The sequence below is a fragment of the Gemmobacter aquarius genome (assembly GCF_003060865.1).
Taxonomy (GTDB): Bacteria; Pseudomonadota; Alphaproteobacteria; order Rhodobacterales; family Rhodobacteraceae; genus Paragemmobacter; species Paragemmobacter aquarius.
The window spans coordinates 2,761,103-2,785,712 of the sequence record NZ_CP028918.1 but is presented as its reverse complement, the minus strand read 5'-3'; the positions used below and the strand labels follow the sequence as shown (position 1 = coordinate 2,785,712).

The 24,610-nt window shown below is 65.5% G+C and carries 22 protein-coding genes; 11 read left to right on the top strand and 11 right to left on the bottom strand.

Features of this window, described 5'->3' with window-relative positions; all coding sequences use genetic code 11:
- The 3 genes from HYN69_RS13420 to HYN69_RS13410 all read left to right on the top strand — a co-directional run bounded on the left by HYN69_RS13420 (position 1) and on the right by HYN69_RS13410 (position 3,431).
- Positions 1-1,119, top strand: a complete 1,119-nt coding sequence (locus tag HYN69_RS13420; protein WP_108436182.1) for a protein-glutamate methylesterase/protein-glutamine glutaminase — start codon at positions 1-3, stop codon at positions 1,117-1,119.
- Entirely contained in the window at positions 1,116-2,840 is a 1,725-nt protein-coding gene (locus HYN69_RS13415) for a hypothetical protein (protein WP_108436181.1), read from the top strand. Before HYN69_RS13420 ends, HYN69_RS13415 begins: the two co-directional genes overlap by 4 nt.
- A 108-nt stretch (positions 2,841-2,948) precedes the next feature.
- Entirely contained in the window at positions 2,949-3,431 is a 483-nt protein-coding gene (locus HYN69_RS13410; RefSeq protein ID WP_108436180.1) for a cytochrome b, read from the top strand.
- Here the strand turns inward: HYN69_RS13410 and HYN69_RS13405 are convergent.
- The 3 genes from HYN69_RS13405 to glyA form a co-directional block, all read right to left on the bottom strand.
- Positions 3,428-4,219 (bottom strand): alpha/beta fold hydrolase, encoded by a 792-nt coding sequence (locus HYN69_RS13405; RefSeq protein ID WP_108436179.1) that lies wholly within the window; start codon positions 4,217-4,219, stop codon positions 3,428-3,430. The genes HYN69_RS13410 and HYN69_RS13405 overlap by 4 nt on opposite strands.
- Before the next feature lie 7 nt (positions 4,220-4,226).
- Positions 4,227-5,084, bottom strand: coding sequence for a DUF817 domain-containing protein (locus HYN69_RS13400; protein WP_108436178.1), 858 nt, complete (start codon positions 5,082-5,084; stop codon positions 4,227-4,229).
- 244 nt (positions 5,085-5,328) lie between these two features.
- Positions 5,329-6,624, bottom strand: a complete 1,296-nt coding sequence (gene glyA / locus HYN69_RS13395; RefSeq protein ID WP_108436177.1) for a serine hydroxymethyltransferase — start codon at positions 6,622-6,624, stop codon at positions 5,329-5,331.
- Between the two features lie 226 nt (positions 6,625-6,850).
- Here glyA and HYN69_RS13390 point away from each other — a divergent pair, with 226 nt between their 5' ends.
- Entirely contained in the window at positions 6,851-7,618 is a 768-nt protein-coding gene (locus HYN69_RS13390; protein ID WP_108437208.1) for an NAD kinase, read from the top strand.
- Positions 7,619-7,808: 190 nt separating this feature from the next.
- On the opposite strand, the gene HYN69_RS13385 is transcribed toward HYN69_RS13390, so the two are convergent.
- The 6 genes from HYN69_RS13385 to HYN69_RS13365 form a co-directional block, all read right to left on the bottom strand.
- On the bottom strand, positions 7,809-8,714 hold the full coding sequence (locus tag HYN69_RS13385) for a sigma-54 interaction domain-containing protein (protein WP_230426415.1): 906 nt from the start codon (positions 8,712-8,714) through the stop codon (positions 7,809-7,811).
- Positions 8,609-9,196 carry a response regulator gene (locus HYN69_RS21495; RefSeq protein WP_230426414.1) on the bottom strand — a complete coding sequence of 196 codons (588 nt, stop codon included), beginning with the start codon at positions 9,194-9,196 and terminating at the stop codon, positions 8,609-8,611. Before HYN69_RS21495 ends, HYN69_RS13385 begins: the two co-directional genes overlap by 106 nt.
- A complete protein-coding gene (locus HYN69_RS13380) occupies positions 9,193-9,582 on the bottom strand; it encodes a hypothetical protein (protein ID WP_108436176.1) in 390 nt (129 codons plus the stop codon). The genes HYN69_RS21495 and HYN69_RS13380 overlap by 4 nt, the downstream gene beginning before the upstream one ends.
- Before the next feature lie 136 nt (positions 9,583-9,718).
- A complete protein-coding gene (locus HYN69_RS13375) occupies positions 9,719-11,614 on the bottom strand; it encodes a propionyl-CoA synthetase (protein ID WP_108436175.1) in 1,896 nt (631 codons plus the stop codon).
- 201 nt (positions 11,615-11,815) lie between these two features.
- A complete protein-coding gene (locus tag HYN69_RS13370) occupies positions 11,816-12,577 on the bottom strand; it encodes an outer membrane protein (protein ID WP_216824609.1) in 762 nt (253 codons plus the stop codon).
- Between the two features lie 198 nt (positions 12,578-12,775).
- A complete protein-coding gene (locus tag HYN69_RS13365; RefSeq protein ID WP_108436173.1) occupies positions 12,776-15,055 on the bottom strand; it encodes an NADP-dependent malic enzyme in 2,280 nt (759 codons plus the stop codon).
- Between the two features lie 149 nt (positions 15,056-15,204).
- Here HYN69_RS13365 and HYN69_RS13360 point away from each other — a divergent pair, with 149 nt between their 5' ends.
- From HYN69_RS13360 to HYN69_RS13330, 7 genes are all read left to right on the top strand, one after another.
- Positions 15,205-16,305, top strand: a complete 1,101-nt coding sequence (locus HYN69_RS13360) for a cupin domain-containing protein (protein WP_108437207.1) — start codon at positions 15,205-15,207, stop codon at positions 16,303-16,305.
- A gap of 239 nt (positions 16,306-16,544) precedes the next feature.
- Complete coding sequence (locus HYN69_RS13355; RefSeq protein WP_230426413.1) at positions 16,545-16,937, top strand: cytidine deaminase; 393 nt, start codon at positions 16,545-16,547, stop codon at positions 16,935-16,937.
- Between the two features lies 1 nt (position 16,938).
- Positions 16,939-18,246, top strand: a complete 1,308-nt coding sequence (locus HYN69_RS13350; RefSeq protein ID WP_108436171.1) for a thymidine phosphorylase — start codon at positions 16,939-16,941, stop codon at positions 18,244-18,246.
- The gene (locus HYN69_RS13345; RefSeq protein WP_108436170.1) at positions 18,243-19,439 is read left to right on the top strand and encodes a phosphopentomutase; all 1,197 of its coding nucleotides are present in this window, start codon (positions 18,243-18,245) and stop codon (positions 19,437-19,439) included. Before HYN69_RS13350 ends, HYN69_RS13345 begins: the two co-directional genes overlap by 4 nt.
- A gap of 13 nt (positions 19,440-19,452) precedes the next feature.
- On the top strand, positions 19,453-20,424 hold the full coding sequence (locus HYN69_RS13340; protein WP_230426412.1) for an adenosine deaminase: 972 nt from the start codon (positions 19,453-19,455) through the stop codon (positions 20,422-20,424).
- Between the two features lie 12 nt (positions 20,425-20,436).
- Positions 20,437-21,069, top strand: coding sequence for a uracil phosphoribosyltransferase (upp, locus tag HYN69_RS13335; protein ID WP_108436168.1), 633 nt, complete (start codon positions 20,437-20,439; stop codon positions 21,067-21,069).
- 191 nt (positions 21,070-21,260) lie between these two features.
- The gene (locus HYN69_RS13330) at positions 21,261-22,376 is read left to right on the top strand and encodes an SPOR domain-containing protein (RefSeq protein WP_159082472.1); all 1,116 of its coding nucleotides are present in this window, start codon (positions 21,261-21,263) and stop codon (positions 22,374-22,376) included.
- A gap of 71 nt (positions 22,377-22,447) precedes the next feature.
- Here HYN69_RS13330 and HYN69_RS13325 read toward each other — a convergent pair whose 3' ends face one another.
- Both HYN69_RS13325 and HYN69_RS13320 read right to left on the bottom strand, forming a co-directional pair.
- Positions 22,448-23,461 carry a hypothetical protein gene (locus HYN69_RS13325; RefSeq protein WP_108436166.1) on the bottom strand — a complete coding sequence of 338 codons (1,014 nt, stop codon included), beginning with the start codon at positions 23,459-23,461 and terminating at the stop codon, positions 22,448-22,450.
- A 133-nt stretch (positions 23,462-23,594) separates the two neighbouring features.
- Entirely contained in the window at positions 23,595-24,344 is a 750-nt protein-coding gene (locus HYN69_RS13320) for a carbonic anhydrase family protein (protein ID WP_108436165.1), read from the bottom strand.
- Positions 24,345-24,610: the final 266 nt, after the last annotated feature.

The window sequence follows — 24,610 nt, the reverse complement described above, 5'->3', positions numbered from 1 at the left end:
ATGGTACCGCCGCGCAAGACCGACCCGATCAAGGTTCTGATCGTCGACGATTCCACATCGGCCCGCACCATGCTGCGCCGGATCGTCGAAGGCGATCCGGGGCTGTGCGTCATGGGGGCCGCAGGCGATGCCTTTGCCGCCGTCAGGCTGATGAAGGTTGAATTGCCCGACGTGATCCTGCTCGATCTCGAATTGCCGGGGATGGACGGGATCACGTTTCTCAAGCGGATCATGGAGCAGCGGCCGATGCCGGTGGTGGTGTGCTCCAGCCATACCGAATTCGGGTCGGAGAAGAGTTTCGAGGCGTTGGAAGCGGGCGCGGTCGAGGTCATCCTGAAGCCGTCGCCGCGCGACGAGGCGTCTTTGCAGGATGCCACGATGCGGATTTGCGACGCGGTCCATGCGGCAACGCAGAGCCGTCTGGGACGCAGGCCGCAGCGGGTTGTCGTGCAGGACAAGGTGCCCGGTCCCAAGCTGACGGCGACCGAAATCCTGCCGCCGCCGATCATCGGGCGGGCCGTGCCGCGGACCGAGCCGATCATCTGCATCGGCGCGTCTACCGGCGGGACCGAGGCGCTGCGCGTCATTCTGGAGATGTTGCCTGCCGATGCGCCCGCCATTGCGGTCGTGCAGCATATGCCTTCGGGATTTACGGCGGCTTTCGCCAAGCGTCTGAATTCGCTTTGCGCGATGGCCATCACCGAGGCGGTGGACGGCGCGGTGCTGGGCCAGGGCAAGGTGGTGATCGCCGAGGGGGACCACCATCTTTTGTTGCGGCGGATCGGGACGGGGTATCGCGCAAACGTGGTGGGCGGGCCAAATGTCAGCCGTCACCGCCCTTCGGTCGATGTGCTTTTCCGGTCGGCTGCGGTGCAGGCGGGGTCGAATGCGATGGGGATCATCCTGACCGGAATGGGCGATGACGGGGCGTCGTGCATGGCCGAGATGCGGGCGATGGGATCGCCCACCATCGCGCAGGACGAGGCGAGCTGCGTGGTCTACGGCATGCCGCGCGAGGCGGTGGAACGGGGCGGCGCGGTGCAGACGCTGCCTCTCGAGCGGATGGCGGCAGCGATCATGGGCTTTGCGCGCAGGCAGCAGATGGGGGCGACCGGATGAATTTGCAGCACCTCTTTCCTGCCGGAAGCGTGGTTCCGCAAGGGGCGGCCGGGGCCGAGGAGATACTGGAAGAGGTGCTGCGCCGGACCGAGGCCAGTTTCCTTGCCGCGGGAAGCGATCTGGTGGACGCGGTCGAGGTGCTGCGCCTTGTCGGCGGGCTGTTCGACCGGCTGCGCGTGACCTTTGGCCCTGAAAACGGCGACCGGCTGGTGGCGCTGATCGCGGCGACGCGGGGCCATGTGGCTGAAATACAGGGCGGCTTCGGCCGCCTTGTGGATGCCAACGAGGCGGTGCGTCTGGCCGTGCGGAGCGTACGGGTCGAGGTGGGCGATCTGGACCGCGTGGTGCGGACCATCGCCAATGTGTCGATCAATGCGCGTATCCAGGGCAACGGGCTGATCCCGCCGCGCCCGCAGGTAACGGCCTTTATCGAACGGCTGGCCGTGATGGCCGCCGAGGCCGAGGCGATCTTGCGCGATGTGCGCGAGGCCATGGCCGGGATCGGTGCGGAAATGGTCGAGATGGACGCGGTGACGCAAGACCTGCGCGAGGAATTGGGCCAGAAGGTGCTGCCCGCGCTGGCACGGTTCGACCGGATGGCGCAGGGCGTTCTGGACCGTCAGGATGCGATGGCGCTGACCAATGCCGGTCTGGCGAAGCGGATGGACACGATCAACGCCGAGGTGTCGCGACTGGTGATCGGGCTGCAATCGGGCGATGCGACGCGCCAGCGGCTTGAACGGGTGCGCGACGTGTTGCATCTGGCGGCCGGTTCGCCTTGGGCTGCGGTGCTTCTGGAATTGGCGGCGGCTTTGTCGGACGCGGCGGTCAAGGCGGCTGCGGGCGAGATCGCGGCGACGGTCGAGGCTGCCGGGACGGTGCAGAAGTCGGCGGATGTCGCGGTGGGGCAGGCGCGGGTCTGCTATGTCGAGCGGTCGGTGAATATGGCGGGCGAAGGCGATGCCGCGGCTGGCTTTGCGGCCAGCATCGCGTCGGTCCGGGGCAAGCTTGGTCTGATGCGGGCGCGGGCGGCGGCCCTGCGCGAAAGGTTGGGTGCCATTCTGCGCCACGAGGCGGCGCTGCGCCAGATCGGGCATCAGGTGCGTCTGTCGGGGCTGAATGCGGTACTGATTTGCGCCAAGCTGGGCGAGGATGGGCGGGCCTTGCGGGAACTGGCGCAATGGCTTCGCATGCTGACCGACGAAAGCGATGCGATCGTGATGCGCTTGCAAACTGTGCTCGACAGCACGGCGGGGCTGGCCGACCGGATGGGCGGGGAAAGCATCGGCGGCTTCGAGACGGCGCTGCACGCCTTTTTTGACGAGGCGGCGGAGCTTGGCAGCTTTATCGAGCGGATCGGGCAGGATCGTGCCGAGGCGGCGCGGACGTTCGACGACGTGGGGCAGAGCCTGCCGAAAAAGCTGGGCCATGCAACGCAGGCGCTGGCGGGCTTTCAGCTTTTGCTGGGTGAAATGACGTTCTTTGATGCGGCGGTGGCAGCGCGGCTGGTGGGTCTGGGGAATGCCGCAGCGCCGGATGCGGAGGCAGGCGAAGTGCTGGCCGGTTTACGCAAGCGCTATACGATGCAGGCCGAGCGTGACATCCATGACCGCATCGTCGGCGCGCCCGTGCCGGCCACTGTGAAAGTTGCCGCAGGAGCGGCTGTGGCTGTGGCTGTGGCGGCTGCGGCATCGGACGATCTGGACGACATCCTTTTCTGAGGGCGGCCGAGTTTCCCGAGGATGCCCGGCGCGGGCGATGAACCGGGGCTTTACAACGCCCCGCCTGCGGGTGATGGATAGCAACGGTTTAAACAAGGATATCCTGCCATGTCTGCAAAGCCTTCGGGTTATTCGCTGCTGCAAATCCGGTTGCACTGGGTCGTTGCGGCTTTGGTCATATTGCAACTGATCTTTGGCGAGGGGATCGTGGAGAGTTTCGATGCTCGGCTGGAAAGCGGGGCTTCGGGTTATTCGCTGCAGGCAGTGCTGCATATCGCAGCCGGTGTGCTGATCGGGCTTTTGGCGCTGTGGCGGCTGTCGCTGCGTCTGCGGCGCGGTGTGCCCGACGAAGGCGCAGGGCCGCTGGGGCTGGCCGCAAAGCTGGCGCATTGGTCGTTTTACGCGATCCTGATCGTCGCGCCGACGCTGGGGCTGATCGCATGGTTCGGCGGCAGCGAGACTGCGGGTGATCTTCATGGCTGGGTCAAGCCCGTGCTGATCGTGCTGGTGGGGCTGCATGTGTTGGCCGCGCTGTGGCACCAGTTCGTGCTGAAGGACGGGCTTTTGCTGCGGATGAAGCGGCCGGGCTAAGCGGGCGCGCGTTCGGGCGCGGTCAGGAAGACGCGGACGGTTTCTTCGAATTCGCGCGGTTTTTCGGCGTGGAGCCAGTGGCCCGCGCCGGGGAGTTTTGCAAAGCGTGCGCGGGGGAACAGGGCGCGGATCGTGTCGCGGTATTCGGGTTTGACGTAATGGCTTTCCGATCCGGTCAGGAACAGGGTCGGGTGGCCGAATTGCCCCGTCGTGCCGGGCCAGCCGACGATGATCGGCATCTCGGCGGCCAGCGTGTCGAAGTTGAGTTTCCAGCGCGGGCCTTGGGGCGACTTGAGGTCTAGCGATTGCAGGAAAAAGGCGCGCAGGCCTTCGTCATCGATATGGGCTGACAGTCGGCGGTCGGCCTCGGCCCGCGTGGACAGGCCTGTCAGATCAAGGGCGCGCATGGCGTCGATATGGCGGGTCTGGTCATGGGTATAGGCGACGGGGGCGATGTCGGCCACGACCATGCGGCGGACGAGCGCGGGTTCGGTGAGGGCCAGTTGCATCGCGGCCTTGCCGCCCATGGAATGGCCCAGAAGATCGACGGGTGCGCCGATGTGGCGGGCGACCTCGGCCAGATCGGCGGCAAGGTCGGGGTAGCTGTGTGTCGCCATATGCGGGCTTTCGCCGTGGTTGCGCATGTCGACGGTGTAGACATCGCGGATGTCTGCAAGGCGGCGGGCGATGACGCCCCAGTTGCGGCCGGTGCCGAAAAGCCCGTGCGCGATGAGAAGCGGTGGCGCTTCGGTCCGGGTAGCGGCGGGGTGTTTGATCAGCGACAGCATGGGGCGGTTATAGCGGGGCCTGTGCCGCAGGGCCAGACGTGGCGGGGGCCGGACCGCCGAGTGCCGCGCGGCTGACAACCGTGACGGTGACGAACGAGACGTAAAGCAATAGATACCACGAGCCTAGCTTGCCAAGGCTGACCGCTTGGCCCGCGATCTGGCCGGAATAGAGCCATGTGCCGGTCATGGTGCCGATATTCTCGGCGAGCCAGAGCGCGATGCTGGACAGGAACGCAGCCAGCGGCAGGGGCATCCTCAGATGGCGGGTGGAGACGCGGAACCAGACGCTGGTGCGGGCATAAAGCGCGAGTGTTGCGGCGAAGAGGGCATAGCGCAGGTCGGGCAGGAAATGGTGGGCGAAGAAGTTGGCATAGATCGCGAGGGCCAGCGCCACCGTCGCGGCAAAGGGCGGGTAGGGGGTGAAGCGCATGTCGAAGATGCGGATCACGCGGGCCATGTAGCTGCCGACGGCGGCATACATGAAGCCCGAGAAAAGCGGCACGCCCATCAGTTTCAAGGCGGCGGGTTCGGGATAGGCCCACGATCCGGCATGGACCTTGAACCATTCCATCGCCGTGCCGGTGAGGTGGAAGAGGAGGATGACGCGGGCTTCTTCCCATGTTTCCAGTCTGAAGCGCAGGAAGGCGGCTTGCGTGGCAAGCGCGAAGAGGAAGAGCGCGTCATAGCGGTGAATCGGCCAGTCGGGTTGCCAGAGGAATTTCGAGGCGATGATCGCTGTGAGCATGAGGCTGCCGAAAAGGCAGGCCCAGCCCTGTTTCAGCACGAAGAGTGCGAATTCCGGCAGGACCGTGCGGGCGGCGTTGCCGAGGCGGTTTTCGAGACTGCGTGTGTCGGGATCGGGCATGGAGCACTCGGCAAGGACGATGGCAGCCTACAAGCGGGGGGGCTTTCGTCAAGCGGGGGAGGAAAGCGTTTTCTGACGCAGAAAACGCGGCGGAAAATGACGCATTTTCCGGCGGCAAGGGGCGGTGCCGGTGGGGTTCGTTTTCTGCGTCAGAAAACGACGCGGAAAATGCGCCATTTTCCGCTTTGCCGAATGGAAAAGGCGCGCCGTTTGACGGGCGCGCCTTTGGGATCATGTGGGTGGATCAGAGGCCCGGATAGATCGGGAACTGCTTGCAGAGCGTCTCGACCTCGGCCTTGACCTTGGCTTCGACCGCGCCGTTGCCTTCCTCGCCATTGGCGGCGAGGCCGTCGACGACTTCGGTGATCCAGGTGCCGATCTGGCGGAATTCGGCTTCGCCGAAGCCGCGCGTGGTGCCTGCAGGCGTGCCGAGGCGGACGCCCGAGGTGATGGTCGGCTTTTCGGTGTCGAAGGGGATGCCGTTCTTGTTGCAGGTGATGTGGGCGCGGCCCAGGGCTTTTTCGGTCGCGTTGCCTTTCACTGATTTCGGCCGCAGGTCGACGAGCATCAGGTGCGTGTCGGTGCCGCCGGTGACGATGTCGAGACCGCCCTTCATCAGCTGGTCCGCCAGCGCCTGCGCGTTCTTGATGACCTGCGCCTGATAGGTCTTGAAGCCGGGTTGCAACGCCTCACCGAAGGCCACGGCTTTCGCGGCGATCACATGCATCAGCGGGCCGCCCTGGATGCCGGGGAAGATGGCCGAGTTGCACTTTTTGGCAATCGCCTCGTCATTCGTGAGGATCATGCCGCCGCGCGGGCCGCGCAGGGTTTTATGCGTGGTGGTGGTCGCCACATGGGCATGCGGGAAGGGCGAGGGGTAGAGGCCGGCAGCGACCAGACCGGCGAAATGCGCCATGTCGACCAGCAGGTAGGCACCGACGCTGTCGGCGATCTCGCGCATCTTCTTGAAGTCGATGATGCGCGGAATGGCCGAACCGCCGGCGATGATCAGCTTGGGCTTGTGCTCGGCGGCGAGTTCGGCGACCTGATCGTAATCAAGCTGCAAGTCCTGCTTGCGCACGCCATACTGGATGGCCTTGAACCACTTGCCCGACTGGTTGGGGGCCGCGCCATGGGTCAGGTGGCCGCCAGCATCGAGCGACATGCCGAGAATGGTATCGCCGGGCTGGATGAGGGCCTGGAACACGCCCTGGTTGGCCTGCGACCCCGAGTTGGGCTGCACATTGGCGAAAGAGCAGCCGAACAGCTGGCAGGCGCGTTCGATCGCGAGGTTCTCGGCGATGTCCACATACTGGCAACCGCCGTAGTAGCGCTTGCCCGGATAGCCTTCGGCGTATTTGTTCGTCATGACAGAGCCTTGGGCTTCCATCACGGCGCGGCTGACGATGTTTTCGGAAGCGATCAGTTCGATCTCGTGCCGTTGGCGGCCGAGTTCCTGCGTGATGGCGCCGAACAGTTCAGGGTCGCGCGTGGTCAGGCTTTCGGTGAAAAATCCGGTATCGCGGTGGGGGGCGTTCATGGGCGTGGCTCCTGTCGGGGCGGAAAGCTGGGTATTGCGGGCTTAAGGCCTATCTAGAGCAAGGTTCGGGGTGCGGAAAGGCAAGAAAACGACTCAAACGGGGGCCGCTGCGAAATAAAGCGGCGGAGCGGAAACGCGTGGCCTTCATGCGAAAGCGGTCGTAGGGGGCTTGAGTTTGGCGGGTTGGCTGATCAAGGTGCAGCACAGCATACGGGGGACGGGGCCGATGGGCTTGGCGCGGATCGCCTTTACGGCGAGCAATTCGGCAGCGGGACAAGAGGCGCTGCGCGTGCTGACGGCGCGCTATGGCCAGACGCCGGTGACGCATGCCGACGTGGTGGTGGCGCTGGGCGGCGACGGGTTCATGCTGGCCACGCTGCATGATACCGAGCGGTTGGGACTGCCGGTCTATGGCATGAACTGCGGCACGGTGGGCTTCCTGATGAATGCCTATCAGCCCGGCGACCTGCCCGACCGGCTGGGCATGGCGGAAGAGGCAGTGATCAACCCGCTGCGGATGACGGCCGTCGGTGTCGACGGGGTGGAAACGCGGGCGCTGGCGATCAACGAGGTGTCGCTGCTGCGCGCAGGGCCGCAGGCGGCAAAGCTGCGGATCAGCGTCGACGGGCGCGTGCGGATGGAAGAACTGGTCTGCGACGGGGCGCTGGTGGCCACGCCTGCCGGATCCACTGCCTATAACTACTCGGCGCATGGTCCCATCCTGCCGATCGGGGCGGATGTGCTGGCCCTGACGGCGATGGCGGCGTTCAGGCCGCGGCGCTGGCGCGGGGCGCTGCTGCCCAAGACCGCCGTGGTGCGTTTCGAGGTGCTGGAAGCGGACAAGCGCCCGGTCATGGCCGATGCCGACAGCCGTGGTTCGGTGCGCGAGGTGGCGAGTGTCGAGGTCGCATCCGAACCCGAGGTCCGGCACCGTATCCTGTTCGATCCAGGCCACGGGCTGGAAGAGCGGCTGATCAACGAACAATTCGTCTGACAGTCGCACCCCGTCACCGCTGTAGCCGGTCCTGCAAAGTGGGGCGAGCAGGGGGCGGGCGCTTTGCATCGCATGCTTTCACCCTTGTCCAAATACTCGTGGCGCACCATGCGCCTGCGGCGTTTCCTTTGCCGGTCTGCCACGGCAGTCCGCCCGAGCGGGGGCTCGATGCCCCCCGAGGGCGGGGCGGTCAGGCCCCGCGCCAGCCTTCGATCTTGCGGTAGAGGGTCGAGGGCGACAGCTCGAGCGCGCGGGCGGCTTTGGGGACCGATCCGTCGAAACGGGCAAGGGTCGCTTCGATGACGATGCGTTCGATCTCGGCGAGGGGGCGGCCGATCAGGCTGTCGAGTACATATCCCGAGGATGCGGGATCGGTTGGCGCGGCGGCGGCGGGGGCAGGGGGCGGCTGGACGCTCCGGGGCAGGCTTTCGGGCAGCATCGGCAGCGTGACGAGTCCGCCGTCGTTCAAGACGACGACATGGCGGATCACATTGAGCAACTGGCGCACGTTGCCCGGCCAGGGGTGATTGCGAAACAGCGTTTCTACCTCGCCCGACAGGCCCGCGAAGTTCCGGCCTTCCTCGACCGAAAAGCGGTGCAGGGCGGCTTGGGCGATTTCGATCACATCCTCGCCACGGTCGCGCAGGGGCGGCATGTGGATCGGCACGACGAAAAGCCGATAGTAAAGGTCTTCGCGAAAGGCGCCCCGGCGCACGGCGTCGAGCGGGTCCTGGTTGGTGGCGCAGACGATGCGGACGTTGACCTTGCGCGGCCGTGTCGCCCCGACCGGCTGCACGGTCGAGGTTTGCAAAAAGCGCAGCAGCTTGGTTTGCAGGGCGGGAGCCATCTCGCAGATTTCGTCCAGAAACAGGGTGCCGCCATCGGCGGCCGTCGCGGCGCCCGGCTTGTCGCTGATCGCCCCCGTAAAGCTGCCTTTGACATGGCCGAACACCTCGGATTCCAGCAGGTCCTGCGGGATCGCGCCGCAGTTCAGCGCGATGAAAGGTCCGGTGGCGCGGGCGGAATTGTCATGGATTGCCAGCGCGCACAGTTCCTTGCCGGTGCCGCTTTCGCCGGTGATGAAGACGGTCGCCATCGAGCGGGCGACCGATCTGATCTTGGCATGGATTTCGGCCATGACGCCCGAGGTGCCGATGAAAGCATCCGACGGGGGGGCGCGGGGGTGGTCATGCGGGGCGTGCGGCGGGGCGGCGTGCGGCCGCTTAGCGCATTGTCGACCGCGCCAAGAAAACGCGTCTCGTCAAAGGGTTTGACGAGGAAGTCGTGCGCTCCGGCCCGCATCGCCTCGACCGCCTTGTTGATCGAGCCGTTGGCGGTGATGACGATGACATTCACCTCGGGCCGCAGGGCCAGCATCTCTTGCATGAGATCCAGCCCGTCGCGGTCGGGCAGCATGAGGTCGAGCAGAACCACGGCCGGGCGGTGTTCGACAAAGCCCGCCAGACCGTCGGCGGCGTTTGCGGCGACATGCACCGAATGGCCCGCCGAGGTCAGCACCGAACGGTAGACCATCTGCAGCGAAGGCGTGTCCTCGATCAGAAGCAGCGGCCCTGTCATGGCGCGGTCCCCAACGCGTCGATCAGGGCGATCAGGCGCGAAAGGTCGTCCATCAGCGCCGGGGCGAGGGCGGCGGTCTGCGCTTCGTCCCGCAGGTGGGCTGCGGTGTTCAGGCGGCAGGCTTCGGCATGCAGGCCCATCGCGCCGATGGTGCCCGCGACCGAGATCAGCACATGCGTTTGCGCGCGGATCAGCGGCCAGTCACGCTGTGCGAGTGCCGGGCGCAACTGGTTGGCGGTCTGGGTCAGGTCGGCGGTGATCTGCGCGAGCAGCCTTGGTGCGATGTCGGGTCCGGCAAGCATAAGGATGTCGCGCAATGTGCCACCATCGCCCAGAAGGCAGGTTTCGGTGTCGCCTTTGGAGTCGGGCATGGTGCGGGGCTGCATGGGTGACAGGTTACGCAGGTGCCTGTGGTTGTCCAGCCCTGCCAAACGAAGGCCGTGGCCACGCACCGGATCGCAGGGCGTCACGGGCGGGGGGTGCGGGGGGCGGCAAGCCCCCCGTTCGTGTCGCGGGTTTGCGTCAGGCGGGTTTCGCCAGACCCAAGGATTGGAGGGCCGTGCGGATTTCGTCGAGGATGGCGGGGTCGTCTATGGTGGCGGGCATCTTGAACGCCGCGCCGTCCGCGATTTTTACCATGGTGCCGCGCAGGATCTTGCCCGAGCGGGTTTTCGGCAGGCGGTCGATCACCACCGCGCGTTTGAAATCGGCCACGGGGCCGATCTTGTCGCGCATCAGTTGCACGCATTCGCGGATGATCTGGTCACTCGGCACGGTGCAGCCCTTGTTCAGGCACAGAAAGCCGAGCGGGGATTGGCCTTTCAGCGTGTCGGACACGCCGATCACGGCGCATTCGGCGACATGGGGGTGGTTGGCCAGAACCTCTTCCATTGCGCCGGTCGACAGGCGGTGGCCTGCGACGTTGATCACGTCATCGGTGCGGGCCATGATGTAAAGATAGCCGTCCTCATCCACATAGCCCGCATCGCCGGTTTCGTAATAGCCGGGAAAATGGGTCAGATAGGATTTCACGAAGCGGTCTTCGGCATTCCAAAGTGTGGGCAGGGTGCCGGGGGGCAGGGGCAGTTTGATCGCGATGGCGCCAAGCTGTCCGGCGGGGACGGGGTGGCCGCCTTCGTCGAGCACCTGCACATCGAAGCCCGGCATGGCGACCGAAGGGCTGCCCACCTTGACCGGCAGGCGTTCGATTCCCAAGGGATTTGCGGCGATGGCATAGCCGGTTTCGGTCTGCCACCAGTGATCGACCACTGGCACATTCAGGTGGCGCGATGCCCAGTTGACCGTATCGGGGTCGGCGCGTTCGCCGGCGAGGTAGAGCGCGTTGAGCCGCGAAAGGTCATAATCCTTGACCAAGGTGCCTTCGGGGTCGTCGCGCTTGATCGCGCGCAGCGCGGTGGGGGCGGTAAAGAAGGCGCGGACCTTGTGTTCTTCGATCACCCGCCAGAAAGCGCCTGCGTCGGGGGTGCCGACGGGTTTGCCCTCGTACACGATGGTGGTGCATCCGGCGATCAGGGGGGCGTAACAGATGTAGCTGTGGCCCACGACCCAGCCGACATCGGACGCGGCCCAGAACACATCGCCGGGGCCGCAATCGTAGATCGCGCGCATGGTCCATGCGAGTGCCACCAGATGGCCTGCGGTGGGGCGGACCACGCCTTTGGGCGCGCCGGTGGTGCCGGAGGTGTACAGGATATAGGCGGGGTGGTTGCCCGCGACGGGTTCGCAGGGGGCCGGTTCGACGCCGTATTGGAACGAATGCCACGCGAGGTCACGGCCCTCTATCAGCTTGGCGACCTCTTGTTCGCGTTGCAGGATCACGCAAAAGTCGGGCTTGTGCGTGGCTTGGTCTATCGCGCCGTCGAGCAGCGGTTTGTAATGGACCACACGGTTGGGTTCGATCCCGCAGGATGCCGCGATGATCGCCTTGGGTTTGCAATCGTCGATGCGGACGGCAAGTTCGGCGGCAGCGAAACCGCCGAAAACGACCGAATGGATCGCGCCGATGCGGCCGCAGGCGAGCATGGCTTCCAGCGCCTCGGGCACCATGGGCATATAGATGATGACGCGGTCGCCCTTGGCCACGCCGCGGGCTTTCAGCGCCCCGGCAAGGCGCGAGACGCGGTCGAGGAGTTCGGCATAGGTGATGACGTGTTTGGTGCCGGTGACGGGGCTGTCATGGATGATCGCGGGTTGTTTGCCGCGACCGGCAAGCACGTGGCGGTCCACCGCGTTCCAGCAGGTGTTGACTGTTGCGTCGGTGAACCATTCGTAAAGCGGCGCGCGGGTGGCGTTCAGGGCGGTTTGCGGGTGTGTCGTCCAGTCGATGGACCCTGCGGCGTCAAGCCAGAAGGCTTCCGGGTCGGCTTGCCATTTCGCGTAGATCTCACGGTATGCCATTGTATGCCCTCCTCCACGAGTTGCGGTTTGTTACAAGCTGGGGGGGCTTTCGCGCAATGCTGTTGCGGGCTGCAGCAAGGGGGGTGCGGCAAAATATTTGCAGAATTGGGGGTAAAGCCGTCGCAAAGTTTTGCAAAGCTCACTCTTGTTAGCGTTGGAGAGCGAAGCGGGGCGAAGTTTGCAAACTTCGCCCCGCCCTTGTCAGAAGCGGTGGGCCAGAACGACTCGGATCGTGTCGGCACGGGTCGAGGCTGTGGCGTGGAAGTTGAGCGGAACAGACGGAACGGTCGAGTCGATGCTTTCGATCGTCTGGTCGCCGAAGTTGGACGAGCGGTATTCCAGCTTGAGCGAGGTCTTTTCACCGACAAGGGTTTCGATGCCCATGCCGAGGGTGACCGCGGCGGCGGTGAAGCTGCGTCCGCTTTGCGAAGTGCTCAGACCTTCGAGCGACGCATTCCCCCGAGCCGCCGTAATGCCGCCCAGACCATAGACCATCGAATGGTCGTTGAGCTGATAGCCGATCCGGCCAAGAGCCGAGGTCATCGACGAGATGCCGACGCGGTAGCCGAAATCGGCTTCGCCCGAAGGCGGATAAGGGTTCGGCCCCTGGATCGGGTTCACAATGCTGAGTTTGAGATTGGCGTTTGCGTCGATGGCGGTGGATGTGTGATCCAACTGCGCCCCCCAATACCAGCCGTTCCCGAAGCTGCGCCCGTAGCCCGCTTCGACACCGAGTGTGCGCCCCGAGGCGCCGCTGTCGGGATAGGCGAGCGAGATCAGGTCCCCGACGAAGGGGGCGTCTATTCCCTCTTGCGGGCCGATGCCGGCGGTGACGCCAATCGACGAATAGCCTTTGCCGACGGAGATGCCTGCCCAGGCGCCATCAAAGGGCGAAGCGGCGCGTGCGGGCGCGGAGGTGGCCACTGCGGATTCTGCTGCGGGGGCGGCGGGTCCACCTGCCATGGCCATCGGTGCACAAAGCACTGTGATGGCGACAAGCGGGACACATTTCATGTTCATCTAGAGTTCCTGCCTTGAGTGCTGCGGCAAGGATGCACCGCAGAACCCGTAAGGATAGAGCGGGGCGAAACAGAACGGGACCGCGCATTGTGATTGCGCGGCCCTGCTTTGGTCGGCGTGGTATCGTTCGAGAGACGATTTTCAGCCGTAATGGGTGACCGGCGTTCCGGCCAGTGCCGAAATGTTCAGCAATCCCCGCGCGGTGATGGAAGGGGTGACGATATGGGCCTTGTTGCCCATGCCCATCAGGATCGGGCCGACCTCGAGCCCGTTGGCCTTCATTTTCAGGATGTTGCGCGTGGCGGCTGCCGCGTCGGTCGAGGCGAAGACGAGGACGTTGGCCGCGCCCTCCATCCGGCTGTGCGGGAAGATGCGTTCGCGCAGTTGCTGGTCGAGCGCAGAGTCGACGTTCATCTCGCCTTCGTAGCAAAAGTCCGGCTCGCGGGCGTCGAGCAGTTCCAGTGCGGCGCGCATCCGCAAGGCGGCGGCGTTTTCCATGTTGCCGAACTGGCTTTGCGTGCAGAGCGCGATTTTCGGCTCCAACCCGAAGCGGCGGACGTGGCGGGCGGCGCCCAGCACGGTTTCCATGATCTGCTGCGGGGTCGGTTCGGGGTGGACCTGCGTGTCGGCCACGAAGAGCGGGCCGTCTTCGAGGATCATCAGGGACAGGGCGCCGACGGGATGCAACCCGCCACGGGCGAGCACTTGTCGGACATAGCCGAGGTGCCAGAGGTATTGGCCGAAGGTGCCGCAGATCATGCTGTCGGCTTCGCCCCTGTGCACCATGATCGCGCCGATGGCGGTGGTGTTGGTCCGCATAACGGCGCGGGCGATATCGGGGGTGACGCCACGCCGCGCCATCAGTTCGTGATAGGTGCCCCAGTAATCGCGGTAGCGCGGGTCGTTTTCGGGGTTCACGAGGTGGATGTCGGTGCCCGGGCGGATCGGCAGGCCTGCACGTTCGCAGCGCATTTCCACCACTTCGGGGCGGCCGATCAGGATAGGGATGTCGTTGGTCTCCTCCATCATCGCATGGGCGGCGCGCAGCACGCGTTCATCTTCGCCCTCGGCAAAGACGATGCGGCGGGCGCTGATCTTGGACGCCTCGAATACGGGGCGCATGATCATGGCCGATTTGAACACCGACCCGTCGAGCGTGCGCTTGTAGGCATCAAGGTCGGCGATGGGGCGGGTGGCGACGCCGGTTTCCATCGCGGCCTTGGCGACGGCGGTGGCGACCACGCCGATCAGGCGCGGATCAAACGGTTTTGGGATCAGGTAATCGGCCCCGAAGGACAGCTTCTCGCCCGAATAGGCGGCGGCGGCTTCGGCGCTGGTGGTGGCGCGGGCGAGGGCAGCGATGCCTTCTATGCAGGCGAGTTCCATCTGCTTGTTGATGACGGTTGCGCCGACGTCGAGCGCGCCGCGGAAGATGAAGGGGAAGCAGAGGACGTTGTTGACCTGGTTCGGAAAGTCGGAGCGGCCGGTGGCGATGATCGCTTCGGGCGCGACCGAACGCACGTCGTCGGGCAGGATTTCGGGCGAGGGGTTGGCCAAGGCAAAGACGATGGGGCGGGGGGCCATTTTCGCCACCATTTCGGGCGTCAGCACGCCGGGGCCCGATAGGCCGAGGAAGAGGTCGGCGCCTTCGATCACCTCGCCCAGCGTGCGGGCGGTGGTGCCTTGGGCGTATTCCTCTTTCTGGGCGGTCATCTGGTCGTTGCGGCCTTCGTAGACGAGGCCGGCAAGGTCGCAGAGCCAGACGTTTTCACGCCTGACGCCCAGTTTCAGCAGCATGTTGAGGCAGGCGATGCCGGCGGCGCCCCCGCCGGTCGAGACGACCTTGATGTCTTCGAATTTCTTTCCCGCGACGATCAGCGCGTTGGTTGCAGCAGCGCCCACGACGATGGCGGTGCCATGCTGGTCGTCGTGGAAGACGGGGATGTTCATCCGTTCGCGGCAGAGTTTTTCGACGATGAAGCAGTCGGGGGCCTTGATGTCTTCGAGGTTGATCGCGCCGAAGGTCGGTTCCAGCGCGCAGACGATTTCAGCCAGTTTGACGGGGTCGGGTTCGTTCAGCTCGATGTCGAAGCAGTCGATATTGGCGAATTTCTTGAAGAGGACGGCCTTGCCCTCCATCACCGGCTTCGAGGCAAGGGCGCCGATGTTGCCGAGGCCAAGGACGGCGGTGCCGTTCGTCACCACGGCGACAAGGTTGCCGCGCGAGGTGTAGCGCGAGGCGGTCGAGGGGTCTGCCTTGATTTCGAGGCAGGCTTCGGCGACGCCGGGGGAATAGGCGCGGGACAGGTCGCGGCCATTGGCGAGCGGCTTTGTCGCGCGGATTTCCAGCTTTCCGGGCTTCGGAAATTCATGGTAATCCAGCGCCGCCTGACGTGCGCTTGTCGGTTTCCCGTCGTCCATGACTGCCCCTTTGGATTTTGTTTAACGTTAAACCAGTTTTTCTGCCGCCGCTGCCAGCGTCAAGCCCGGCATATCGAATAGGACTTTTCGGGATGGCTTGCAAATCATCGGACAAGACCTTCAAAGTGCGTCCCGAATTGGAGGCCCCCATGCTGGAACAGAAAACCGAAACCCGCGCCGAAATCCGCCTGCCGACGCAGGAATTGCGCGACGATCTGCCATTCTACACCAAGCGGCTGGGGTTCCGGCTGGACAGCATCTATCCCGCCGACAACCCCGAGGTGGCGGTGCTGTCGGGGCATGGCTTGCGGTTGCGGATCCAGAAGGGCGCGAGCGAGGCGGCGGGGACGATCCGTATCCTCACGGATGACCCTGACGGTTTTGCGGGGGGCGAGCGGGTGTTGGTGGCGCCCAACGGCACGAGGATCGAGATCGACGAGGCGAACCCGCCGATGGTGCTGCCCGCGACCGAACATGCCTTTGTCGTGCGGCGGCTGGCGGATCAGGCGCCATGGGTGATCGGGCGGGCGGGGATGCAGTACCGTGATCTTGTGCCGTCGCGTCTGGGGGGCGCGATGATCGCAAGCCACATCCGCATCCCGGACGGCGGGCCGGTGCCGGACATGGTGCATTACCACAAGGTCGGGTTCCAGTTGATCTTCTGCATCAACGGCTGGGTCGATGTGGTCTACGAGGATCAGGGTGCACCGATCCGGCTGACGGCGGGCGATTGCTTCATCCAGCCGCCGGAAATCCGCCACCGCGTGCTGCATGCAAGCGACGGGATCGAGGTGATCGAGATCGGGGTGCCTGCGGAACATGTGACCGAGATCGACCATGCGATGGTGCTGCCTACCCCGCATCTGCTGCCCGAACGTGAATGGCAGGGGCAGCGGTTCGTTCACAATGTTGGGGCCAAGGGGGCGTTCGCGCCGTTCCGCCTGCCAGGGTTCGTGGCGCGGGATACGACGATCGACGCGAATACCAAGGGCGTGGCGTCTGTCATGGTGGCCCGACCCGACGGGGGCGATACGAAGTGGACGAAGCATGGCGGCGACATCCTGTTCACCTTTGTCATGGGAGGGACGATGGTGCTGGAGGGAGAAGGGAAAGAGCCCTTCGCGCTGTCGCGCGGCGATGCCTTTGTCATCCCGCCGGGGATGGCCACGCGCTACGCGCAGCCCTCGGCCGATCTGGAACTGCTGGAAGTGACGCTGCCGGGCAATCCCGCGACCGAAATCACCGGCTGACCTGTCGCAGCGGGGGGGCCGCCGCCCCCCCGGCACCCCCCCCCGGCAAATACTTGTGCCCGGATGCAGGGGGAAGGCGGTTCTTCTGCATTTTCTGTCGTCAAATATCCTCGGGGGGTGAGGGGCGAAGCCCCGAGGGGGGCGGAAAGCCCCCCTTGGATTTTTCGCAGGAAAATCCTCTGCCTTGCATCCTTGCGGCGGCGGTCGCAGGATGTGCTGAACGACATATGGAGACGGAAATGACCCTGCTTGCCGCTGCGACTGCCGTGCGTGAACGCGCCTATGCGCCCTATTCGCGTTTCAAGGTGGGGGCGGCGATCCGGTCCACGTCTGGCGTCGTGCATGTGGGCTGCAATGTCGAGAATGTCGCCTATCCCGAAGGCACTTGCGCCGAGGCTGGGGCGATTGCGGCGATGATCGCGGCGGGGGATGCCCGCATTGCCGAGGTCTGCGTGATCGCCGACAGCCCCGATCCGGTGCCGCCCTGTGGCGGGTGCCGCCAGAAGATCGCGGAATTCGCCGATCAGGATGTGCGGGTGGTGCTGTGCACCACGGATGGCGCACAGAAGGTGATGACGGTGGCCGAGTTGTTGCCCGGCGTCTTTACCGCCGCGCATATGGACCGGACCTAAGGTGGACGCGCGGGCGATCATCGCCAAGCTGCGGGACGGGGGCAAGCCTTCGACGGACGAGTTGCGCTGGTTCGCGGCGGGGCTGGCGGATGGCTCGGTGAGCGACGCGCAGGCGGGGGCCTTTGCCATGGCCGCGTTGTTGCGCGGGCTTGGCGACGAGGGGCGCGTGGCGCTGACCAAGGGGATGCGTGATTCCGGCAAGGTGCTGGAGTGGGATATGAACGGGCCGGTGGTCGACAAGCATTCGACCGGCGGGGTCGGGGACTGTGTGTCGCTGCTCTTGGCGCCCGCGCTGGCGGCTTGCGGGGCTTATGTGCCGATGATCTCGGGGCGGGGTCTTGGGCATACGGGCGGGACGCTGGACAAGCTCGAGGCGATTCCGGGGTTTCGGGTCGGATTGACCGAGGCGCAGTTGCGCCGCCAGATGGTCGAGGTGCGCTGCGCCATCGTGGCGGCCAATGCCGAGATCGCGCCTGCGGACAAGCGGCTTTATGCGGTGCGGGATGTGACATCCACGGTCGAGAGCATCGATCTGATCACCGCGTCGATCCTTTCCAAGAAGCTGGCGGCGGGGCTGGAGGCGCTGGTGCTGGATGTCAAATGCGGGTCCGGCGCGTTCATGGATACGCTGGAGAAGGCCGAAGCCTTGGCGCAGGCGCTGGTGTCCACCGCGCAGGGGGCGGGCTGCATGACGGCTGCGCTGATCACCGACATGAGCCAGCCTTTGGCTACGGCGGCGGGCAATGCGCTGGAAGTGATCGAGGTGATGGAGACGCTGACGGGAACGAGCGTGAACGAGGCGCTGTGGGATTTGACCGCAGCGCTGGGGGGCGAGGCTTTGGCGCTGGGCGGCTTGGCCGCCGATGCCGAGGATGGCGCGGCCCGTATTGCAGATGCGCTGGAAAGCGGGCAGGCGGCGGAATATTTCGGGCGGATGGTTGCCGCGCAGGGCGGGCCTGCCGATTTCGTTGACCGCTGGCCGGACCGTCTGCCTTCGGCCCCCGTGGTGCGCGAGGTGCCTTGCGAAAGTGACGGCTTCGTCGTGGCCATCGACGGGCGGGCCTTGGGCGAGGCGGTGGTGCATCTGGGCGGCGGGCGCCTGCGCGAAGGGGACCGTGTGAACCCTTCGGTCGGGGTGTCGGACCTTGCCGGATTGGGCGAAAGCGTGATGCGGGGCGTGCCCTTGGGCATGGTGCATGCGGCCGACGAGGCTGCGGCGGATCGGGCGGTGGCGGCGGTTCTGGCGGCATACCGGATCGGGACTTCGGAACCCGACGAGCCGCCCCTGGTTCTGAAGCGGGTGTCGTGATGCGGACCTTTCTGGTGTTGATGGATTCGGTCGGCTGCGGCGGTGCGCCCGATGCGGCGGCGTTCGGGGACGAGGGGGCCAATACGCTGGGCCATATCGCCGCCGAATGTGCGGCGGGCCGTGCCGATCTGGGGCGTGCGGGGCCGCTGCGGATGCCGAACCTCGATGCGCTTGGGTTGGGGGCTGCGATGCGGCTTGCCTCGGGTCAGGCTGCACCACGGTTGGAGGCGGTGCCAAAGGGGCGCTGGGGGGCGGCGACCGAGGTGTCGATGGGCAAGGATACGCCTTCGGGCCATTGGGAATTGGCGGGGGTGCCGGTGCCTTGGGACTGGACCTATTTCCCCGATACGGTGCCCGCCTTTCCGCCTGACCTTGTTGCCGAGGTGTGCAGGCTGGCGGGGGTGGGTGGTATCCTCGGGAATTGCCATGCGTCGGGCACGGCGATCATCGACCTTTTCGGGGCCGCCCATATGCGGACCGGTTGGCCGATCTGCTATACGAGCGCGGATTCGGTGTTCCAGATTGCCGCGCATGAAGAGGTGTTCGGGCTGGAGCGGCTGGTGAAACTGTGCGCCGATCTTGCGCCGACGCTTCATGCGATGAAGGTGGGGCGGGCGATTGCGCGGCCTTTCGTGGGAAGCGAGGGGGATTTCCACCGCACGGGGAACCGGCGGGATTTCGCGATTGCGCCGCCTGCGCCGACGCTGCTCGACTGGGTGGCGGATGCGGGGCGGGCGACGCATGCTGTGGGGAAAATCGGCGATATCTTCTCGGGGCGCGGGATCGGGCGATTGTGGAAGGGCAAGGATGATGCGGCGCTTTTCGAACATTTGCTGACGCTGGCGGATGTGGCCGAGGAGGGATCGCTGACATTTGCCAACTTTGTCGAGTTCGACAGCAATTTCGGGCATCGCCGCGATGTGGCGGGATATGCGCGGCAGTTGGAATGGTTCGACCGCAGGGTCGGCGCGTTTCTGGCGCGGATGCGGGCCGGAGATCTTGTGATCTTTACCGCCGATCACGGCAATGACCCGACTTGGCGCGGGACGGAACACACGCGGGAACGGGTGCCGGTGGTCTGTGCGGGTGTCGGTGCGGGCGAGATCGGGTTTTGCGGGTTTGTCGATGTGGCGGCAAGCGTGGCGGCGCATCTGGGGGTTCCGGCGCAGGGGTCGGGGAGGAGTTTTCTGTGAAGGACGCCATCAAGTGAAAGATTTGGCCAAGGTCGAGTTGCATTTGCACCTTGAAGGGGCGGCGCCGCCTGCGTTCATCCGTGGGCTGGCGAAGGAAAAGAAGGTCGATATCGGCGGGATTTTCGACGAGGGCGGGAATTACCGTTTTGCCGATTTCTGGGAGTTCCTGAAGGTTTACGAAGCGGCGACATCCGTGCTGACCAAGCCCGAGGATTATGCGCGGCTGACCACGGCGGTGCTCGAGGAAAGTGCTGCGTCGGGGGTGGTGTATTGCGAGACCTTCCTGAGCCCCGATTTCTGCGGTGGGCGCGATGTGGGGGCGTGGCGGGAGTATCTGCACGCGATCCGCGAGGCGGCTGACCGCGCCGAGGCGCAGGATGGCATTACCCTGCGCGGGATCATCACCTGCATCCGGCATTTCGGGCCTGAAAAGGCGCGGCAGACCGTGCGCTGCGCGGTCGAGACGGCGGGGGATTTCATCGTGGGCTTCGGGATCGCGGGGGACGAGAAGATCGGCAAGCCCAAGGATTTCGTCTGGTCCTTCGATTGCGCGCGCGAGGCGGGGTTGCGGCTGACCGCCCATGCGGGTGAGTGGGGCGGGCCGGAAAGCGTGCGCGAGGCCCTGCGCGATTTGAAGGTGGAGCGGATCGGGCACGGGGTGCGGGCGATCGAGGATCTGGCGCTGGTGGACGAGATCGCGGAAGCGGGCATCGTGCTGGAGGTGTGCCCCGGATCGAACATTGCGCTGGGGCTTTATGACGGCTGGCGCAAGCATCCCATCGGCGAGTTTTACAAGCGGGGGGTGAAGTTCACCGTTTCCACCGACGATCCGCCGTTTTTCCACACCACGATGGCGCGGGAATACGAGATGTTGAACCGTGCTTTCGATTGGGACGAAGGGGTTTTTGACGGCATTGCGCGGGCATCGCTTGACGCGGCCTTTTGTGACGCCGATACCCGCGAAAAGGTGCTGAAAAGGCTATAGGGGGCTTTCGCCATGCTGGACCATCTGACTGTCGTCACCCATCCGCTGGTGCAGCACAAGCTGACCTTGATGCGGGAAAAAGATACATCGACGGCATCATTCCGGCAGTTGCTGCGCGAGATCAGCCTGCTTCTGGCCTATGAGGTGACGCGCGGGTTGCCGATGACCACGAAGCGGATCGAGACACCGCTCGAGGAGATGGACGCGCCGATGATTGAGGGCAAGAAGCTCGCCCTTGTGTCGATCTTGCGGGCAGGCAACGGTTTGCTGGACGGGATATTGGAGCTGATTCCGGCCGCGCGCGTGGGTTTCGTGGGGCTTTACCGCGACCCCGAGACGCTGCAACCGGTGCAGTATTACTGCAAGCTGCCCGAACAGCTTGAGGATCGCGTGACCATCGTGGTCGATCCGATGCTTGCGACCGGCAATTCGAGTGCGGCGGCGATCGATCTGATCAAGTCGAAGGGGGCAAAGAACATCCGGTTCCTGTGTCTTTTGGCTGCGCCCGAGGGAATCGCGCGGATGAAGGCGGCGCATCCGGATGTGCCGATTGTCACAGCATCTGTGGATCGTCTTCTTAATGATCATGGATATATTGTTCCGGGACTAGGGGATGCGGGTGACCGCATGTTCGGCACAAAATAAGCCAGCTTTCGCTTTACTCGGACCGCCAACTATCGCATGGTTCCCCTTGTGCTACTTGGGGGTAGTTTATGTGTATTAAGTTGGCTTCGGTGACCCTTTGGGTCGCCGTTCTGGGCGCATCTATGGCCCATTCCCAGACCGTTTCGCAGATCGGTGGCCCGAAAGAGCTGCCGCCGGCCGGGTATTCATCGATGCAATATATCGACAGTCGCGGCTGCGTGTTTTTGCGTGCGGGCATGGGCGGGACGGTGAACTGGGTGCCGCGCGTGGGTCAGGACCGCAAGGTGCTGTGCGGTTATCCTCCGACATTCGGCGGCAAGCAGGTCGAGATTGCGACCGTGCCGGACGAGGTGCCGATGACGGAACCGATGGCTGCCGCGCCCCGCGTGGCCACGGTTGCACCGAAGCCCCTGGCGGTGGCGCAGGCCCCGATGCGGCAGAGCGTTGCGGCTGCGGATTACGTGCCGCCTCCGGCGCGGGTGGGAACGGTCATACCGACCGGACAGATTGCGCCTGCGGCGGCCCAACCGCTGGTCGTAGCGGTGCGGCCCGGTGTTTCGGTAGGGTCGGTTGCGGGACAGGTCGGGTGTCCGGCTTCGGCCCCGCGGTTGCAGCGTCTTGCGCTGACGAATGGCGGGACGGTGCTGGTGTGCACGCCGGGTGACGGGGCGTTGCGGAATTTGCGGGCGCCGGTCTTTGCGGACGGTGCAGGCGTGGGCGCTGCCTTTGAGGATACGCCGCAGCCTGTGGCCCGTGTTGCGCCATCGCGTGTCGCCGAGATCCCCTTGGGGCAAGCCTCGGGGCAGGGGCGTCCGACGGTGAATGTGCGGGTGGCGCAGACGGTGTCGCAGGCTCCGGTCGGGTATACGGTTGCGTGGAAGGATGACCGGCTGAACCCGCTGCGCGGCGTCGGCACGGCGGCGGGGCAGGCGGCGCAGGACCAGGTCTGGACGCGCAAGACGCCTGCAAAGCTGGTCGGCGACACCCGCAAGGCGCGGCGCGAGGCGGCGCGGGCGCGGGTCAACGGGACGGTTCTGGTGGTTTCGACCATGTCGGCACCGACCGAACCTGTGGCTCCGGTCGCGGCGCGGCAGGGCGGATATTACGTGCAGGCGGGCAGCTTCGGTGTTCCCTCCAATGCCGAGGGGGCTTTGGCCCGTCTGGCGGCGGCGGGTCTGCCTGTGGCGCGGGGCCGCGCAAACGGGTTGACGGTGGTGATGGCCGGTCCGTTCGGATCGCCCGCCGAGGCGGCAGCGGCGCGGGGCATCGCGCGGTCCGCAGGGTTTGGTGACGCGTTCGTAAGGTAGTGCAAATCGTCGGGCAGAATTAAAGACGGTCTTTCAAGAAGCAGGCCCCCCGGTCCAAACGGGGGGTCTTTTCATTGGCAGATCGACTTTAGGCTGTTCCAGTCTTCGGCGTTCAACAGGGCGCGCGGGCTGCCGCTGCGGTAGGGGTCGGCCTCGATCAGGGGGAGGCTGGTTTCGCCGCTGGGGTCGAGCGCATAGGCGTAGGGGGCCGAGGAGACAGCAGCCTTTTCGAAAGCGGCGAGCAGGGCTTCGTCGGCAAGCGGCCCGGGTGGCGATTGCAAGAGCACCTCGCCGTAGCCTGCGGTAGCGCCCTGCGGCAGGGTGCCGGTGGTGAGCAGGCGGACGGTGGCCGATAGTCCGGCATGGGCCAGAAGCGCAAGCACGGGATCGGTCGTCGCGGCGCGCAGGTTTTCGGCCAGTGCAAAGCCTGCGGGCGCTTCGGGAAGCGGGGTGTTCAAGCTGGCTTGCGACAGAAGGACGATGTTGCCCGGCAGGTGGGCGGCGCCCTTCATCCCCTCGCGCAGCACGAGAAGCTGCGGGCCGCCGCCGCCAAAGAGGCGTTCGGACAAAAGGTCGAGTGCGCGGTCGCCCAAGGGCGAGGTGCAGGGTTTGCCGGTCAGTCGGACCACATCGGCGAGTGCGGCCTGACCGATTGTCTCGCGCATGGAAAAGGGCAGCATGCTGGCGGTATGGCGCAGGAGCGCGTCGGGCAGGAAGATCACCCCGACGGTAAGGATGCCGAGGGTAAGGCCGCCGATAAGCGTGCCGCGCAAGCGGCCGGGACGGGGCGTGCGCCGCTTGACCGAGCCGAGCACGGTTTCGAGGGCGGCGATCATGTCGGGGTCGTCTATTTCCAGCGTTTCGTCGCCATCGGGGGCGGGCGCGTAAAGCGCAGGCAGCGCGCCGGCGTTGAGCCGGATGATCGCGGGAAGCGACCAATGGGTGAAGGGCCGGTCGGTGCGTGGATCGGTCAGGACGAGTGTCGCGTTGCGGAAGGCCACGACGACTTCGCGGCGCTGGGCATCCTGCCTGTCACGCCACAGGCCGGGGCTTTCGAGCCGCTGGTATTTCTTGAGCGCGGTCATGCGGCTGGCTGTGCCCTGCGTCCCGTTAAGGCTTTGCGCCGACGATAGCGCAGCGCGTGGGGGCCACAAGGAAGTGCTGGCTGGAAAGGGGGTGCGCGGCGGCCCCGAGGGGAGGGCCGCCGCGCTGTCGGGATCAGGCGAGGAAGCTGACCTTGCCGGTTTCGATGTCGTAAAGCGCACCGACGATCTTGAGGGCGCCTGCCGCGACGAGGTCGGCGAGGACAGGGCTGTTGGCCGTCATGGCGGCCACGGCCATGCGGACGTTGGTTTCGGCGACGGCCTCGACGAATTCGTGGTTTTTCGACGACCGCTCGCCAGTGAGCGGGGTGGCGGCGATGGCGGGTTCGATGGCGTCGAGCAGCGTGGTCAGGTTGGCACCCACATCGGCCTTGTCGACCGCGCCCTTGACCGCGCCGCAATGGCTGTGGCCGAGCACGACGATGGCTTTGGTTCCGGCGACCTTGGTGGCGTATTCGAAGCTGCCCAATACCTCGGTCGTGGGCAGGTTACCGGCGACGCGGGCGACGAAGAGGTCACCGATCTGCTGGTCGAACACCAGTTCGGGGGCCGAGCGCGAGTCGATGCAGGCCAGAACGCAGGCGAAGGGGGTCTGCTTTTCGGCGGTGGCCTTCATTTCGCCCAAAAGGTCGCAATGCAGCGATGCGTTGGCGGCGAAGCGGGCGTTGCCGTCGGCCAGAAGCTGGATCGCCTGATCGGGCGTCGTGGCTGCCTGCGCGTCGGCCAGAAAGGGCGCGCATTCATCGGCCAAGGCGCGGCCTGCCGTCAGCGAGAGAGCGGCGCCTCCGGCAAGCATGGCGGCGAGGCCGAGGAACTGGCGGCGGTCTGCGCGGGGCGCGTTCGTGTCGTTGCAGTCGGTGCACATGGTGGTTTTCTCCTATGGCATCTCTTGTCGGGTCGGGGTGGTTGGCGGTCAACACGGGCAAAGGATCGGGTCGGATGTCCAAGGAGAGGCCTTGATGCGAAATCGTATCTGACCTGTCTTTTGGCGATGCACTGCTTTCGTTTGCGGGGGATGGGTGGGCGGCCGGTGCCGGGTGGAACCCTGCCGGAACCGGAGGGGTTCGCTTTGCGTAGACGGGTGGAGTTGAACCGTTTGCAGAGCGTGCGGATGGGCCCGCGCGCGCAAAG

Excerpts from the sequence above, each read along its gene's own strand:
- HYN69_RS13420 (WP_108436182.1), top strand. The coding sequence starts at position 1 with ATGGTACCGCCGCGCAAGACCGACCCGATCAAGGTTCTGATCGTCGAC.
- HYN69_RS13390 (WP_108437208.1), top strand. The coding sequence starts at position 6,851 with ATGGGCTTGGCGCGGATCGCCTTTACGGCGAGCAATTCGGCAGCGGGA.
- HYN69_RS13400 (WP_108436178.1), bottom strand. The coding sequence starts at position 5,084 with ATGCCCGATCCCGACACACGCAGTCTCGAAAACCGCCTCGGCAACGCC.
- HYN69_RS13360 (WP_108437207.1), top strand. The coding sequence starts at position 15,205 with ATGCTGGAACAGAAAACCGAAACCCGCGCCGAAATCCGCCTGCCGACG.
- HYN69_RS13415 (WP_108436181.1), top strand. The coding sequence starts at position 1,116 with ATGAATTTGCAGCACCTCTTTCCTGCCGGAAGCGTGGTTCCGCAAGGG.
- HYN69_RS13380 (WP_108436176.1), bottom strand. The coding sequence starts at position 9,582 with ATGCAGCCCCGCACCATGCCCGACTCCAAAGGCGACACCGAAACCTGC.
- HYN69_RS13375 (WP_108436175.1), bottom strand. The coding sequence starts at position 11,614 with ATGGCATACCGTGAGATCTACGCGAAATGGCAAGCCGACCCGGAAGCC.
- HYN69_RS13355 (WP_230426413.1), top strand. The coding sequence starts at position 16,545 with ATGACCCTGCTTGCCGCTGCGACTGCCGTGCGTGAACGCGCCTATGCG.
- HYN69_RS13365 (WP_108436173.1), bottom strand. The coding sequence starts at position 15,055 with ATGGACGACGGGAAACCGACAAGCGCACGTCAGGCGGCGCTGGATTAC.
- HYN69_RS13405 (WP_108436179.1), bottom strand. The coding sequence starts at position 4,219 with ATGCTGTCGCTGATCAAACACCCCGCCGCTACCCGGACCGAAGCGCCA.
- HYN69_RS13370 (WP_216824609.1), bottom strand. The coding sequence starts at position 12,577 with ATGGCAGGTGGACCCGCCGCCCCCGCAGCAGAATCCGCAGTGGCCACC.
- glyA (WP_108436177.1), bottom strand. The coding sequence starts at position 6,624 with ATGAACGCCCCCCACCGCGATACCGGATTTTTCACCGAAAGCCTGACC.
- HYN69_RS13325 (WP_108436166.1), bottom strand. The coding sequence starts at position 23,461 with ATGACCGCGCTCAAGAAATACCAGCGGCTCGAAAGCCCCGGCCTGTGG.
- HYN69_RS13330 (WP_159082472.1), top strand. The coding sequence starts at position 21,261 with ATGCAATATATCGACAGTCGCGGCTGCGTGTTTTTGCGTGCGGGCATG.
- upp (WP_108436168.1), top strand. The coding sequence starts at position 20,437 with ATGCTGGACCATCTGACTGTCGTCACCCATCCGCTGGTGCAGCACAAG.
- HYN69_RS13320 (WP_108436165.1), bottom strand. The coding sequence starts at position 24,344 with ATGTGCACCGACTGCAACGACACGAACGCGCCCCGCGCAGACCGCCGC.
- HYN69_RS13410 (WP_108436180.1), top strand. The coding sequence starts at position 2,949 with ATGTCTGCAAAGCCTTCGGGTTATTCGCTGCTGCAAATCCGGTTGCAC.
- HYN69_RS21495 (WP_230426414.1), bottom strand. The coding sequence starts at position 9,196 with ATGACAGGGCCGCTGCTTCTGATCGAGGACACGCCTTCGCTGCAGATG.
- HYN69_RS13385 (WP_230426415.1), bottom strand. The coding sequence starts at position 8,714 with ATGGCGACCGTCTTCATCACCGGCGAAAGCGGCACCGGCAAGGAACTG.